The following is a 14,053-nucleotide window of genomic DNA, read 5'->3' on the forward strand; positions in this document are numbered from 1 at the left end:
GCGTCGTGGACGAGTATGCGGGTCGGGTGCTCGCCGACCGCTATCGACTGCCGCTTCCGCCGTCCGACGCGTTCGAACTGGTGGAGACGCGGGCCTTCGACACGTACAGCGGTCAGGAGGTCCTCATCCGGCAGATCCCCCTGCCGGAGATCGTCGACGCGGAAGTCGTGGGCGACGAGGGCCCGTACGAGGGTGGGCGCGCGGTCGGGTACGGGGCCGGAGACGGTCACGGCCCCGAGGACGGACCCGCGTCTGAAGGCGGACGCAGACGCGAAGGCGGGCACAGGCCTGGAGCCGGGCACGGTGAGGGACTCGGTTCGGGCGGGCTGACGGGCCAGGGGCCCGGTGATCCGGCGGTGCGCCGTGCTCTGGTCGCCGCCACCGCTGCCGCGCAGCTCCCCGACCACCCCCGGCTCGACCAGGTCTTCCACGTCTTCGTCGAGGCGGGAAGCCTATGGATCATCAGCGAGCTCGTATCGGCCCGCCCTCTCGCCGCCCTGCTCGCCGAGCGCACGCTCTCACCGCACCGGGCCGCCGAAGTGGCCGCCGACGTCCTCACCGCGCTCCGCGCCCTGCACGCCCTGGGATGGACCCACCGCAACATCACGACCCGTACCGTCCTCATCTGTGACGACGGCCGTGCCGTGCTCACCGGCCTCGCCGCGGGAGCGGCGGAGGAGGCCCTCTGCGGCCACGACCCCGTCCCGGTCGGCCCGGGCGGTGCCGAGAAGGGGACCGACGGCGGCTCCACGGGGCAGGCCGCCCCGCGACCGGGCGCCGCGACGGGCGGACGCGGGGCGATCGCGACGCCCCCCGCCGGGGACGCCCCGGCGGGCTTCTCGTACCCGCGGCTTCCTGACCAGCGACCCCCGTGGCAGGGGCCGGCGGGCGGTGGCGCGGCGCGTGCGACCGGGGAGGCGGGCACGGCCGGCATCCCGGCGCAGGCGGGACCGGTGTACCGCGACCAGGGCGCGATCGGCGGGTACGCGCCGTCCGGCGGCGAGGCGCCGGGCACCGACCGGGCGGGCGGCCACGAGCGGGACGGAGCTCCGGACGACCGGGCGCCCCGGGCCGGGGCGATCGCCGCGTACCGCGCGGGTGCCCGGGCCGCTGCCGCGCGCGCGGCAGCGGAGAGCACCCCCCGTCCGTCGACCGGCTCGTCCACATGGGGCGATGGCAGCCCCGTCGGCGGAGCCGCCGAGTCCACCGACTCCCCGTGGGGCTCCGACGCTCTCGTCGGACGCCACAGCCCCAGCGGCTCGCCCGGCTCGGGTGGCCTGGGCGGTCCAGGCGCGCCGGTTCCCCCGCAGAACGGGGCGGGCCGCCGGGACGGCACGGATTCCGCCGCGGCCGGCTGGGCGTACCCCGCCGGGCCGGGCGGCGCGCTCGCCGCCGAACGGGCGCGGCAGGCACGCATGGTGGTGGTGGGTGCCGTCACCGAACGATGGGCACCGGAGCAGGCCCATCCGGTGCAGGACAGCTGGCAGCTCGCACCCCCCGTGGGCCCCGCCGCCGATCTGTGGGCGCTTGGCGTGCTGCTCTTCCGCGCGGTTCAGGGCCACGCCCCGTACCCGGAGGAGAGCGCGGCCGAGCTCGTGCAGCTCGTCTGCGCGGAACCGCCCGCCTACGCCGAGGAGTGCGGAGCGCTCCGCCCCGTGGTCGAGTCGCTCATGCGCAAGGATCCGACCGAACGTCCCGAATGCGAGGAACTGCGCGGCTGGCTGCGGTCGCTGATCCGCTCGGCGCCGGAGCCGGACCTCGGCAGCCGGACGGTCACCGTGCCGTCGATCGGCGCGAGCCTCCCCACCGACCCGCGTCGGCTGCCGCTCATCCGGCGGCGCGGCGAGCTCGTGCGCCGCCGTCGCGGCCGCGCCTCCGGCGCCCTCGATCCGGCGACGCCCGTGCACGGGCGGCACAAGAAGACGGCCGGGGAGCCGCTGGGGGAGGAGCCCGGGGAGTGGGACGAGGCGGCGGTCGGCGGTGCGCCGGCTCGCGACCGTGGCGACGACCTGGCCGCATCGCAGGACACGGCGCCCTCCACGGGTCGGACCCGGGAGCGGCGAAGGGGCGGGCAGCGCTCACCCCGACACCTCGGGCGGCTGTTGCTCGGCCTGATCCTGCTCCTCCTGGTCGGAGCGGTGCTGTACGCGCTGCTGTTCATGCCGCGCGCCGACGAGAGCACGGACCGGGGGCAGACGGACCGTACGGGCACGGCGGGACTGCGGAGCGCCGTCCCCGACCACCCCGGGACGAACGGCAGGACCGGCACGCAGGAGGCGCGCACCGCCGAACCCCATGGCGTCGCCAAGGGATACACCCTGCGCCAGGACCCCAAGGGCTTCTCCGTGGCCGTCGCCGAGGACTGGCAGCGCCGTGGTGAGAACGACCGGGACCAGGTCTCCTACGTCGGCGGGGACTACGAGCTGATCGTCGTGCCCGGCCGGGACAAGGTGTCGGAGTTCGGCGGCGACCCGTTGGCCTACCAGCAGGGCAAGGAGCCCGAGCTGGAGCCCTACCGCTCCTCGTCCTGGTCGGGCGCCTCCGGGCTGCGCCGCAACGACGTCGGCGGCAGGGCGAGGGCGGAGGGCACGTTCAACTGGAACGACAGCAGCGGCCGCCAGGTCTATGTGCGCAACGCCGCGCTGATCCTGGCGGGCCGCTATCACGTGGTGCAGGTGATCGGCCCGATGGACGGGCAACGCTCGGTGGACGGCTTCTTCGACCAGGCCACGTCCACCTACCGGTTCACGGGCTGAGCGCCGGCCTGCCGATCCCCTCGAGCGGCCCGTCAGTCGGAGAAGCGTTCGCGCAGCTTGTACTTGAGGACCTTGCGGAGCGTGTCGTTGCGCGGCAGCTCGTCGACGAGCTCCAGCTGCTCGGGCAGCTTGTGCACGGCCAGTCCCGCGCTCCGCAGGTGAGCCGTGATGTCGTCGAGCCCCAGCGGTTCGGCGCCGGGGGGCTGCTGGACCACGGCGCAGACGCGCTCGCCGCGCGCCGCGTCGGGCAGGCCGATGACGGCGACGTCCTCGACGGCGGGGTGTTCGTGGAGCAGCCGCTCGACCTCCTGGGCGGAGATGTTCTCGCCCTTGCGGATGATGATGTCCTTGGTGCGGCCGGTGAGCACGAGGTGGCCCTCGATGGTGAGCCGGCCGAGGTCCCCGGTGATGAGGAAGCCGTCCGGGTCGAAGGCCTCGGCGGTGTGGGCGGGGTCGAGGTACCCCTGGCAGACGGCCTCGCCGCGCAGCCGTATCTCCCCTTCCGCGCCCGGTGGGAGCGGCTTGCCGCCCGGGTCGACGACGCGGATCCGCATGTCGGCCGGAGGCCGTCCCTCTGTGGTGGCCAGCTGCTCCGGCGTGTCGTCCGGCGACCCCATGGTGATCATCGGGGCTTCGGTCATGCCGTATCCGTGGGTGAGCGCGCACCCGAGCTCGTCGACGACCTCGTGATAGAGCCCGGGCGGCTTCGGCGCACCACCGCCCGCCATGAGGCGGAGGGTGGGAATGAGCCTGCGGGTCGGGTCCTTGCGCTGTTCGGCGAGGAAGAGGGAGTAGAAGGCAGTGGACCCCCCGGCGACGGTGACGCCGTTGCGGCGGTAGGCGTCGAGCGAGCCGGGCAGGGCGAAGTGCTCCAGCAGGATGCTCGGGAAGCCCCGGAGCAGCAGCATCACGGTGTAGTCGGGGCCGGCCACGTGCGCGTAGGGGAATGCCATGGAGCCGATGTCGTCCGCGGTCAGCCGCAGCGCGTCGGCGAGGCAGGCGCCGGCGGCGATGAGGGAGCGGTCCGTGTGCAGCACGCCCTTGGGCTCGGAGGTCGTGCCGGAGGTCCAGTAGACCCAGCGGACGGTGGTGCCCTCGGTGGGAGGGGGCGGGAGCGTCGAGGGGTCCGCTTCCGGGAGGCCGTCGTACGCCGTGAAGACGAGGGGCGGCGACGGGAGCGTGAGGGCGAGGCGGTAAGCCATCGCGGAGTGGTCGAATCCCCGCCAGACGCCCGGCACCGCGAAGAACTCCGCCCGGGTCGCCCGTAGCGCGTGGCCGACCTCGCGGTCGCGGTAGAAGGGGATGAGCGGTGTCTGCACGGCCCCGAGCCGGGCCAGCGCGAAGGCCAGGACCACGGTCTCGATACGGGTGGGCAACTGCCAGGCGACCCGGCTGCCCGGCCGTACGCCCAGCCCGTACAACCAGGCGGCGACGCGCTCCGCACGGCCACGCAGCTCCCCGAAGGTCAGCCGCCGGTCCTGAGCCGTGCCCTCGGCCACTGGTTCGTCGGCCTGGACGAGGGCGGGGACATCCGGGGTGAGCGCGGCTCGGCGGTCGAGGAGCTCCCACAAGGTGCGGGAGGCGACCAGGTCGGGGGCGGTGCCGGTCATGGGGGGCCTCCCAGAGTGCTGACGGATAGTCAGGCGTGGCGGGAAGCGTAGGCGCGACCCGGCTTGTCGGTCCAGGGGGCGCGGACTAACCTCGAATCTGATGGAGCGTCAGGAATGCTGGGACCGCGTCGTCCGGTAAGCGAGAGGGAGCCCCTCATGGATCTGCCGCGCATCGTCAGCGTGGACGACCACGTGATCGAACCCGCCCATCTCTTCGAGACGTGGCTGCCCGCCAAATACCGCTCCCGCGGTCCCCGCGCCCTGACGGCCGGCATCGGTGAACTGGCCTACGTGGCCGGCAAGTACGTCATCACCATGGATCCCGAGGGGCCGCCCACCGACTGGTGGGCCTACGAGGACCTCCGGTTCCCGTACAAGCGCAACATCGCCGCCGTCGGCTTCGACCGCGACGAGATGACCCTGGAGGGCATCACCCGTGAGGAGATGCGCCCCGGGTGCTGGGACCCGGCGGAACGCCTGAAGGACATGGACCTCAATCACGTTGAGGCGTCCCTGTGCTTCCCCACCTTCCCGCGCTTCTGCGGGCAGACCTTCGCGGAGGCGCACGACAAGGAGGTCGCGCTCGCGTGCGTACGGGCCTACAACGACTGGATGGTCGAGGAGTGGTGCGGCGACAGCCGAGGCCGGCTGATCCCGCTGTGCCTCATCCCCCTCTGGGACGTCGGCCTCGCCGTCGCCGAGATCCGGCGGAACGCCGCCCGCGGCGTACGGGCTGTGACCTTCAGCGAGATCCCCACCCACCTCGGACTGCCCAGCATCCACTCCGGTTACTGGGATCCCTTCTTCGCCGTCTGCCAGGAAACCGGCACCGTCGTCAACATGCACATCGGTTCGTCCTCGCAGATGCCCGCCGCCTCCCCGGACGCGCCGCCCGCCGTGCAGGCGTCCCTGTCGTTCAACAACGCCATGGCGTCGATGATGGACTTCCTCTTCAGTGGCGTCCTCGTGAAATTCCCGAGCCTCAAACTCGCCTACAGCGAGGGCCAAATGGGCTGGATCCCCTACGCCCTGGAGCGCGCCGACGACGTATGGCAGGAGCACCGGGCCTGGGGTGGTGTGCGCGATCTGATCCCCGAACCGCCCTCCACCTACTACTACCGGCAGATCTTCTGCTGCTTCTTCCGCGACAAACACGGGGTCGCCTCACTCGATGTGGTGGGCCGTGACAACGCGACCTTCGAGACCGACTACCCCCACGTCGACTCGACCTTCCCGCACACCAAGGAAGTCGCGCTCGACCATATGAAGGGCCTGGACGACGAAACCGTTCACAAGGTGATGCGGGGAAACGCGATCCGGATGCTCGGCCTGGACCTGGACACGAGGGACCTGGACACGAGGGATCCGGGTGCGGGGGGCCTGGGGGCGGAGGGTCTGGGCGCCGGGGGTCTGGACGCCCATGATCCGGGTGCGCGTGGGCGTCCGGCTGCCCCGGCGCCCGGCCTCGATCGACCGGGCGCGTGAGAGCCCATGGACCTCACCTTCACCAAGGAAGAGGAGGAGTTCCGGCGAAGGCTGCGCACGTGGCTGCGCGAGACGCTGCCGAAGCTGCCCGCGAAGCCGCCGCCCGCCCACTGGCCGGCGCGGCGCGCCTATGACTGCGCCTGGCAACGCGCGCTGTACGACGCCGGATACGCCGGACTGCACTGGCCCACCGACGCCGGGGGACAAGGCGCCACCCCCACCCAACACCTGATCTTCCTGGAGGAGACGGAGCTGGCGGGCGCGCCCTATGTCGGCGCCAACTTCGTGGGTCTCCTGCACGCCGGACCCACCATCGCCGTAGAGGGAACGGACGAGCAGCGGGCGCGCTGGCTGCCGCCGATCCTGCGCGGCGAGGAAGTGTGGTGCCAGGGCTTCTCCGAGCCGGACGCGGGCTCCGACCTGGCCTCACTGCGCACCCGAGCGGTCCGGGACGGTGACGCGTACATCGTCACCGGCAGCAAGATCTGGACCTCGCACGCCGAGGTCGCCGACTGGTGCGAACTGCTCGTCCGCACGGATGCCTCGGCCCCCAGACACCGGGGGATCTCCTGGCTCGCCATGCCCATGGACGCCCCCGGGGTGACCGTCCGCCCGCTGCGCACCCTCGCGGGCTCCACCGAGTTCGCCGAGTTGTTCCTCGACGACGTACGGATACCGCTCTCGTACCGCGTCGGTGCCGAGAACGACGGCTGGCGCGTCACCATGGTCACCCTCTCCTACGAGCGCGGCACGGCCTTCGTCGGCGAGGTGGTCGCCTGCCGCCGCACACTGGCCCGGCTGGCCCGGGCGGCGAAGGAGAACGGCCGCTGGGACGACGTGGTCCTGCGCCGTCGCCTGGGACGTCTGAACGCCGAATTCGGTGCGCTGTGGCGACTCACGCAGTGGAATGTGAGCGCGGCCGAGCGGGCGGCGCCCGGGGGTGGGAGCGCGGTGCCGGGCGTCGGCGGCTCCGTCTTCAAGCTCCGTTACTCCGAGGCGCGACAGGAGCTGTACGACGCGGCCGCCGAGGTCATCGGCCCGGAAGCGCTGGACGCCGGGCACCCGTGGACGGCGGACCGCCTCTCCGCCCTCTCCTACACGATCGCCGCCGGCACGTCCCAGATCCAGCAGAACATCATCGCCGAGCGCATCCTCGGCCTGCCCAGAGGTCGTTGACCATGGACTTCCAGCTCAGTGACGATCAACGGGCCCTGCGGACGGGGACACGGCAACTCCTCGCGGCACTGTTCCCCCGCGAGCGACTTCGGGCGATGGTGGACGCGGGTGGCCCGCCTGGTCCGGCTGGTCCGGGCAGTCCGGGGAGTCCGGGCGGTGCGACGGGGGACGGCGCCTCGGTCCGGGAGCTGTGGCGGGAACTGGGCGACGCCGGTTTCTTCTCCCTGAGGCTGCCCGAGGAGCGGGGCGGGACCGGGCTCGGACTGCCGGAGGCCGTGCTCGTCTTCGAAGAGGCGGGGCGGGTCCTGCTGCCCGGCCCGCTGGTCGCCACTCACCTCGCGGCGGGCCTGGTGGAGGGAGCGGCCGAAGGCAGGGTGCTGGTGACGGCACTGGACCGGCCGGGTCCGGTCGAGCACCTCGCCTCGGCGGACGCCGTCCTCCTGCTGGACCGCGCCACCGTCCGGATCCTGCGAGCGGGAGCGGGAGCGGGAGCGGGAGCGGGAGCGGGAGCGGGCACCGGCACGGAGACAGAGGCGGGCACGGCGACAGGCCCGCGCATGCTGGGGGCGCGGCCCGTGCAGACGGTCGACCCGACGACACCGCTGCACCTCGTCAGCCAACTTCCGGACGGCGCAGGAGCGATCCCCGCTGATCCTCCCGACGCCGCCCGACTGCGCCGGGAAGCCGCTTTGTTGACTGCGGCCCTGCAACTGGGCAGCGCCCTGCGCACGGTGGAGATGACGGTCGCGCACGTCAAGGCCCGATCGCAGTTCGGCCGCCCGATCGGCACCTTCCAAGCGGTGCAGCATCTCTGCGCCCAAATGTTCGTCCGCGCCGAAATCGCCCGTTGCAGCGTCTATGCCGCATCACTGACAGTTACATTCGGTGATATTTCCAGGGCGAAATTGCTCGCCGACGCGGCTGCTGTCCGTAATGCCCGTGACTGCCTGCAACTGCATGGCGGGTTCGGATTTACCTGGGACGCGGACGTCCATCCGCACCTCAAGCGAGCCTGGGTGAGAGCGGCCCAGTGGCAGTCGGCGGCCGAGGCCGAGGAAGCCCTCGCAGAGGAACTCCTGACCGAATTCCCCGCAGGACTGTCGACCGGTCAAGGGGAGGCGGCCGCGAACGTCGAAATTAGCTCTGAGTGAGAACTGTGACAGAAATGCCCGTTATGTCACTAATAAGTGATCACGCAGCGTCGATATCGGGTTGTGTCCTGCGCGTGACTCGTCACAGGGAGGAGTTCGCCCCGACCTCGGGTACGCTCCCTTGGATGCGAGTGGTTCAGAAGCGCAATTATCCCGGTGCCGCCGATATGGCGGCGCCGAACGCGGGATTGTCTGCCGCTCGCGTCGGCTCGGGGGCCGCGATTCCCCGATGTTCGAGTCCCCGCAGCGCGCGTCGCACAGTATGCAGTACGCATACTCCTTTGCGCCGGAATATGCCTGAAGCGCTTGTTGGGGTGACTCTACGTCAACCATGCTGTCTCGGAAGGAGATCACGTTCCGTGACCTCTCGGAGACGCGAGGCGTTGTGTCCGCCGGTTCGGATGGTGTGAGCGGTGCAGGTGCTTCAGATGCAGATGGAGGTTCGGGCCGACCCCGCGGAGGTGGGGCGGGCCCGCAGGTGGGCGCGGTCGCGCCTTGCCGGTACCGGGATAGGGGTGGACGAGCCCCTGGCCGAAACGCTGATCCTGCTCATCTCGGAGCTGGTCACCAACGCCGTGGTGCACACGGGCTGTCCAGCCGTCCTGCGCATGCTCTTCCCGGGTGAGGGCGGCTCCGCCGGGGCCGCGGCCGGGGTGTGTCCGGGCACGGTTCGTGTCGAGGTCGCCGACATCAGCGCACGTCCGCCGCGTCGCCGCTGCGCGGAGGGTGACGACACCGGTGGGCGCGGGCTGGAGTTGGTGGACGGCCTGGCCGACCGCTGGGGTTGGCAGCCGGAGGGTGCGGGTAAGCGCATCTGGTGCGAGGTCGACCGCGGAGAGCCGCTCTGGGTCGGCGCTTTTGAGCCGCCGCGCGCCGTCACAAATCGGGCGTAGTCGACAAAGTCCAGACCAGGTGTTGACGTGAAGTGTTCGCGTGATCACTCTTGGACGCAGCGATTCGTTGCGAGGGGACGTCGAGAGGTCCGTGTTGCCGGGGCCGGCTTGGCGAGTACGGGTCGCGGCCCGGCGCGACATCAGGGCATAGGCGCCGGAGCTGGGTGGCGGCGTGTGGTGCCGTGCTCGGGGTGCGCATCAGCGCGCCGCCGCCCGCCCGCCCCTCATGGCGTCCTTGCGGTGGCTTGCCTCGCCGGTGGGAGGGGCGACGGCCCGAGAGCTGCCGCCGGGGCGGCCGGAGGTCAGAGGATCGCCACGGGTGCCACCGGCGCTCCCGTCCCGCCCGTGAAGGGTTCGGGTGTCGCCGACAGCAGGAACGCATAGCGTTTCTCCTCCGCGCACGCCTCCGACAGTTCCTCCAGATTCCAGTTCTGGCCTTGCAGCATGCCCATCTCGACCAGGTCGAGTGCGTGTACGGGCAGCCAAAGATTCTCGAACTCCGGTGGGAATGCCTCGAACGTCAGGGTGTCATTGGCGACGGCGGCGACATCGCGGGCGTGGAACCATTCCGGCGTGCGAATCGACAGTCCGGGCGAAGGGAAGGCGTACGCCTCCCTATCGCCTGCCAGGTATTGCTGAATCTGCCCTGTTCGCACCAGGACGATGTCGCCCGCCCGCACTGTGACGCCGGCCAGTTCTTCTGCCGCGTCGAGGTCCTCGGGGGTCACGATGTGCCCGCTGTCGAGCCGCTCGGCACCTCTGGCTCGCGCGACATCGAGCAGAACGCCCCGTGAGACGACGGGCCCCGCCTTCTCCATGCCGCTGAAGGCGGCACGGCCGTGCGTGGTGATCGAATCCGCCGGGCGCCCGTTGTAGATCTTTCCGCTGTGGGAGACGTGGGGGAGCGCGTCCCAGTGTGTGCCCGCCTGTAGGCCCATGGTCACGGTGTCGTCGCTGGTGGCGACGGTGTCGGGTCCGAACATCTCCCAATTGACGGCGACCATCGTGTGGAGCGGGTTGACCCTGCCGGGAATCATCCCGGTCTGCACCCCGTCCTGCCGGAGCGGCAGGGCCAGCGGGATACGGCGCCCCGTCGTCACGGTCGCGGCGGCGGCGCGCACCACGGCGCCGGTGATGAGGTTGAGGGTGCCGATCTCATCGGCCGCCCCCCAACGCCCCCAGTTGTTGACGCGCTTGGCGATCTCGTGGAACTCGGACGGCAGTGGCATGGGAGCCCTTCCCGGGATCGGACCTCGTGTCGCCGCGCCAGGACTTCGTGCGGCTACTTCGGTGGCGGGTCTTGTGCTCGTGCCCGCTCTGCCCAAAAATCTAACGGGCCGTCAGAAACTCCGGGAAGGGGCAGGCCGTGGGGAACTTCTTGGCGGGCAAGGTGGTCGCCGTCACCGGAGCCGGTCGCGGCATCGGCAGGGCGGTCGCCCTGGCCTGTGCCGCCGAAGGGGCGAAGGTCGTCGTCAACGACTACGGCGTCTCCGTCGACGGCGGTGAGCCGACCAGCGCCGTCGCGGCCGCCGTGGCCGAGGAGATCCAGAAGGTGGGCGGCGAGGCGACCGCCCTCGCGGACGACGTGTCGACCATGGCGGGAGGGCAGCGGATCGTCGACACGGCGCTGGCGCGGTACGGGCGCCTCGACGGCGTCGTCTGCGTGGCGGGGATCCTCCGCGAGCGGATGCTCTTCAACATGACCGAGGAGGAGTGGGACCCGGTCATCGCCACACACCTGAAGGGGACCTTCACCGTCTTCCGCGCCGCCTCCGCGCTGATGCGCAGGCAGGGCAGCGGCACGCTCATCGGATTCACCAGTGGCAACCACCAGGGCAGCGTGTCCCAGGCCAACTACTCCGCGGCCAAGGGCGGCGTCATCTCGCTCGTCCGCAGCGCCGCACTGGGCCTGAACAAATACGGGGTCACGGCCAACTGCGTGGCTCCCGTGGCCCGCACACGGATGTCCGCGAACGTCCCGATGGAGCTCAAGGAGATCGGCGAGCCCGAGGACGTGGCACCGCTGGTCGTGTATCTGCTCAGCGAGCGGGCCCGGGAGGAGGGGATCACCGGCCAGGTCTACACGGTGGCCGGCCCCAAGATCGCGGTCTGGGCGCAACCACGCGAACTGCGCGCGGCCCACGCGGAGGGTGCCTGGACCCCTCAGCGGATCGCCGACGTCCTGCCGGGAACGGTCGGCACGGACCCGATGCCCATGCTGGCCCGACTGGAGTCCATGGCGAAGGCGGCCGCGGCCAAGGCCCGCCCGAACGCGTGATCTCCCAGGAATTTCGGATCAAGGTCTCGGCGAGGGGAGAGGGCAGGCGTGGACTTCGCATTCGGTCCCAAGGACGAGTCGTTCCGGGAGTCCGCCCGGGCTTGGCTCGCCGCACACCTCGCCGGGGAACCGGCCCGTGTCTCCGGCCGGGCCTGGGAACGCGAGCTGGGCGCGGACGGCTGGATCGGCCTCGGCTGGGACCGTAACCGCGGTTGTTTCGGCAACCGGGCCGCGACTCCGACCGAACAGGTCGTGTGGGCGGAGGAGTACGCCCGCGCCCAGGCACCCGCCCGCGTCGGCCACATCGGCGAGAACCTCCTGGCCCCCACGCTCCTCGCCCACGGCGACGACGCCCAGCGCTCCCGGTTCCTCCCCGCCATCGCCCGCGGCGAGGAACTCTGGTGTCAGGGCTACAGCGAGCCCGGTGCGGGATCGGACCTCGCCTCGGTACGCACCGCCGCCGTGCGGGACGACGGCAGCGGAACCTATCGGATCACCGGGCAGAAGATCTGGACCTCCCTCGCCCACGAGGCGGACTGGTGCTTCGTCCTGGCCCGCACCACTGAAGGGACGCAGCGCCACCACGGGCTCTCCTTCCTGCTGGTGCCGATGGACCAGCCCGGCCGCATCGAAGTCCGGCCGATCCGGCAGATGTCGGGGGCGGCCGACTTCAACGAAGTGTTCTTCGAGGGCGCGGTGGCCCGAGCCGACCACCTCGTCGGCGGCGAGGGGAACGGCTGGCGGGTCGCCATGGGCCTCCTCGCGAGGGAGCGCGGCGTCTCCACACTCGTCCAGCAGATCGGCTTCGCCGCCGAGCTGACGCGCGTGGTCCACCTCGCACTGCGAACCGGTGCCGCGGAGGAGCCGGTCGAGCGCGGTCGGCTCGTGGGCCAGTGGGCCGCGTTGCAGACCATGAGGTGGAACGCCCTGCGGACGCTGGGCGCGGTGTCGGACCCAGGGGCGCCCAGCGTCGCCAAACTGTTGTGGGGAGGCTGGCACCGGTCCCTCGGTGATCTGGCGATGCGGGTACGAGGCGCGGACGCCGCGGTCGCCCCGGAGGACTGGCGGACCGACCGCCCCTATGAACTGGACGCCGTCCAGCGCCAGTTCCTCTTCTCGCGTGCCGACACCATCTACGGCGGGTCGGACGAGATCCAGCGCACCATCATCGCCGAGCGCGTCCTCGGCCTGCCGAAGGAGTTCCGTCCATGACGGCATACGGGCACTGGATCAACGGCGCTTGGCGTACGCCGGAAAAGGGGCACTATCCAGTTGTCAATCCGGCGACCGAACAGGTCGTCGGGGAGGCCCCGGAGGCGACTCCCGCCGAAGTCGCCCATGCCGTGACCGCCGCGCGGGCCGCCCAAGACGGCTGGTCCCGTACGGATCCGCGCGAGCGCGCGGCCGTGCTGGACCGGATGGCGGATCTCCTCATCGAACGCGGAGGGGAGCTGGCGGCTCTCCTCCAGGCAGAGACGGGCGCGACGCGTCGCATCGCCTCGACGCTGCAAGTGACCCCGGCCGTCGACCGCTTCCGCCGCTACGCGCGGGGCGCGGTGGAACCGGATGTCGTCCCCCTCGGGCCGCGGGCCGTCAAAGCCAGCTCCCTCGCCCCCGGCGGCCTGATCGGCGCCGCCGCGGTCCGTCGCCCGGTGGGCGTCGTCGGCTGCATCACCTCCTACAACTTCCCGGTCGTCAATCTCGCGGGCAAGGCCGCCCCGGCCTTGGCCATGGGTAATACGGTCGTCTCCAAGCCGGCCCCGCAGGACCCGCTCAGCTGTCTCGAGCTGGGCCCGCTCTTCCAGGAGGCGGGGCTTCCGGACGGTGTGTTCAACGTCGTCACCGGCTCGGGTCCTGCTGCAGGGGAAGCGCTGGTGTCCCACCCCGAGGTCGACATGGTGAGCTTCACCGGCTCCACCGAGGTGGGAAAGAAGATCGCCGAGTCCGCGGGGAGGTCGATGAAGCGCACCCTGATGGAGCTGGGAGGCAAGGGTGCTGCCATCGTCCTGGCTGACGCCGACGAGAAAGCGGTCACGTCGGCGATCGGGGCGGTCGGTTCGGTCTGGTCCTTCCACAGCGGGCAGGTCTGCACGGCGCCGACCCGTGTGCTCGTCCATCGATCGATGTACGAGAAGGTCGTCACCGGCCTCACACACTACGCCCGGTCGCTGACGGTCGGTAACCCTGTGGATAACTCCACGGTCGTCGGCCCGTTGATCTCCGCCGCGCAGCGTGACCGTGTCGAGGCGCACATCGCCGGAGCCCGTGACCAGGGCGCCCGCATCGTCACCGGCGGCTCCCGGCCCGACCTCGAACCCGGCTTCTACGTCGTGCCCACCCTCATCGCCGACGTCACGCCCGACATGACCGTCGCCCGGGAGGAGCTCTTCGGCCCGGTCGTCGCCGTCATTCCGTTCGACGACGAGGACGAGGCGGTCCGCATCGCCAACGGCACCTCCTACGGCCTCTACGACTACGTCTTCAGCGCCGATACCGGCCGGGCCTGGGCCCTCGCCGGCCGACTGCGCAGCGGAAACATCGGCATCAACACGGCCCAGCGCCACCCCGAGACCCCCTTCGGCGGCTTCAAGGACAGCGGTATCGGCCGCGACGGTGGTTCCTTCGGGCTGCACGCGTACAGCGAACTCCAGTCCGTCGTCTGGTCCTCCTGACGGGACGACGCCCGGGAGGACCCCGCAGCCGC

At 71.4% G+C, this 14,053-nt stretch carries 9 protein-coding genes and 1 pseudogene; 8 read left to right on the top strand and 2 right to left on the bottom strand.

The features are described 5' to 3' along the window. Window positions 1-5 precede the first annotated feature (5 nt). A complete protein-coding gene (locus FHS38_RS14535; RefSeq protein WP_184733939.1) occupies window positions 6-2,756 on the top strand; it encodes a serine/threonine kinase C-terminal domain-containing protein in 2,751 nt (916 codons plus the stop codon). Window positions 2,757-2,788: 32 nt separating this feature from the next. Here the strand turns inward: FHS38_RS14535 and FHS38_RS14540 are convergent, their stop codons facing one another. Beyond that, window positions 2,789-4,366 carry a class I adenylate-forming enzyme family protein gene (locus FHS38_RS14540; protein ID WP_184733940.1) on the bottom strand — a complete coding sequence of 526 codons (1,578 nt, stop codon included), beginning with the start codon at window positions 4,364-4,366 and terminating at the stop codon, window positions 2,789-2,791. Between the two features lie 156 nt (window positions 4,367-4,522). Here FHS38_RS14540 and FHS38_RS14545 point away from each other — a divergent pair. The 4 genes and pseudogenes from FHS38_RS14545 to FHS38_RS14560 form a co-directional block, all read left to right on the top strand. Then, window positions 4,523-5,707, top strand: a pseudogene (locus FHS38_RS14545) (amidohydrolase family protein); the annotation flags it as partial. A 150-nt stretch (window positions 5,708-5,857) separates the two neighbouring features. Further along, window positions 5,858-7,027 carry an acyl-CoA dehydrogenase family protein gene (locus tag FHS38_RS14550; protein WP_184733941.1) on the top strand — a complete coding sequence of 390 codons (1,170 nt, stop codon included), beginning with the start codon at window positions 5,858-5,860 and terminating at the stop codon, window positions 7,025-7,027. Between the two features lie 2 nt (window positions 7,028-7,029). Next, window positions 7,030-8,178: an acyl-CoA dehydrogenase family protein gene (locus FHS38_RS14555; RefSeq protein WP_184733942.1), complete on the top strand. Its 1,149-nt coding sequence runs from the start codon at window positions 7,030-7,032 to the stop codon at window positions 8,176-8,178. A gap of 413 nt (window positions 8,179-8,591) precedes the next feature. Then, on the top strand, window positions 8,592-9,071 hold the full coding sequence (locus FHS38_RS14560) for an ATP-binding protein (protein ID WP_184733943.1): 480 nt from the start codon (window positions 8,592-8,594) through the stop codon (window positions 9,069-9,071). Window positions 9,072-9,373: 302 nt separating this feature from the next. Here FHS38_RS14560 and FHS38_RS14565 read toward each other — a convergent pair whose 3' ends face one another. After that, complete coding sequence (locus FHS38_RS14565) at window positions 9,374-10,300, bottom strand: cyclase family protein (RefSeq protein WP_184733944.1); 927 nt, start codon at window positions 10,298-10,300, stop codon at window positions 9,374-9,376. Between the two features lie 137 nt (window positions 10,301-10,437). Between FHS38_RS14565 and FHS38_RS14570 the strand changes: the two genes are divergently transcribed. The 3 genes from FHS38_RS14570 to FHS38_RS14580 are packed head-to-tail and all read left to right on the top strand — an operon-like array spanning window position 10,438 to window position 14,021. Then, window positions 10,438-11,349 carry an SDR family oxidoreductase gene (locus tag FHS38_RS14570; RefSeq protein ID WP_184733945.1) on the top strand — a complete coding sequence of 304 codons (912 nt, stop codon included), beginning with the start codon at window positions 10,438-10,440 and terminating at the stop codon, window positions 11,347-11,349. 48 nt (window positions 11,350-11,397) lie between these two features. Continuing rightward, window positions 11,398-12,561 (top strand): acyl-CoA dehydrogenase family protein, encoded by a 1,164-nt coding sequence (locus tag FHS38_RS14575; RefSeq protein ID WP_184733946.1) that lies wholly within the window; start codon window positions 11,398-11,400, stop codon window positions 12,559-12,561. Continuing rightward, window positions 12,558-14,021, top strand: coding sequence for an aldehyde dehydrogenase family protein (locus tag FHS38_RS14580; RefSeq protein WP_184733947.1), 1,464 nt, complete (start codon window positions 12,558-12,560; stop codon window positions 14,019-14,021). The genes FHS38_RS14575 and FHS38_RS14580 overlap by 4 nt, the downstream gene beginning before the upstream one ends. Window positions 14,022-14,053 lie beyond the last annotated feature (32 nt).

It is taken from the genome of Streptomyces netropsis, from assembly GCF_014203545.1.
Lineage (GTDB): Bacteria > Actinomycetota > Actinomycetes > Streptomycetales > Streptomycetaceae > Streptomyces > Streptomyces netropsis.

Bases quoted from the DNA above. Each gene is read 5' to 3' on its own strand.
- FHS38_RS14540 (WP_184733940.1), bottom strand. From the start codon at position 4,366: ATGACCGGCACCGCCCCCGACCTGGTCGCCTCCCGCACCTTGTGGGAG.
- FHS38_RS14550 (WP_184733941.1), top strand. From the start codon at position 5,858: ATGGACCTCACCTTCACCAAGGAAGAGGAGGAGTTCCGGCGAAGGCTG.
- FHS38_RS14580 (WP_184733947.1), top strand. From the start codon at position 12,558: ATGACGGCATACGGGCACTGGATCAACGGCGCTTGGCGTACGCCGGAA.
- FHS38_RS14565 (WP_184733944.1), bottom strand. From the start codon at position 10,300: ATGCCACTGCCGTCCGAGTTCCACGAGATCGCCAAGCGCGTCAACAAC.
- FHS38_RS14555 (WP_184733942.1), top strand. From the start codon at position 7,030: ATGGACTTCCAGCTCAGTGACGATCAACGGGCCCTGCGGACGGGGACA.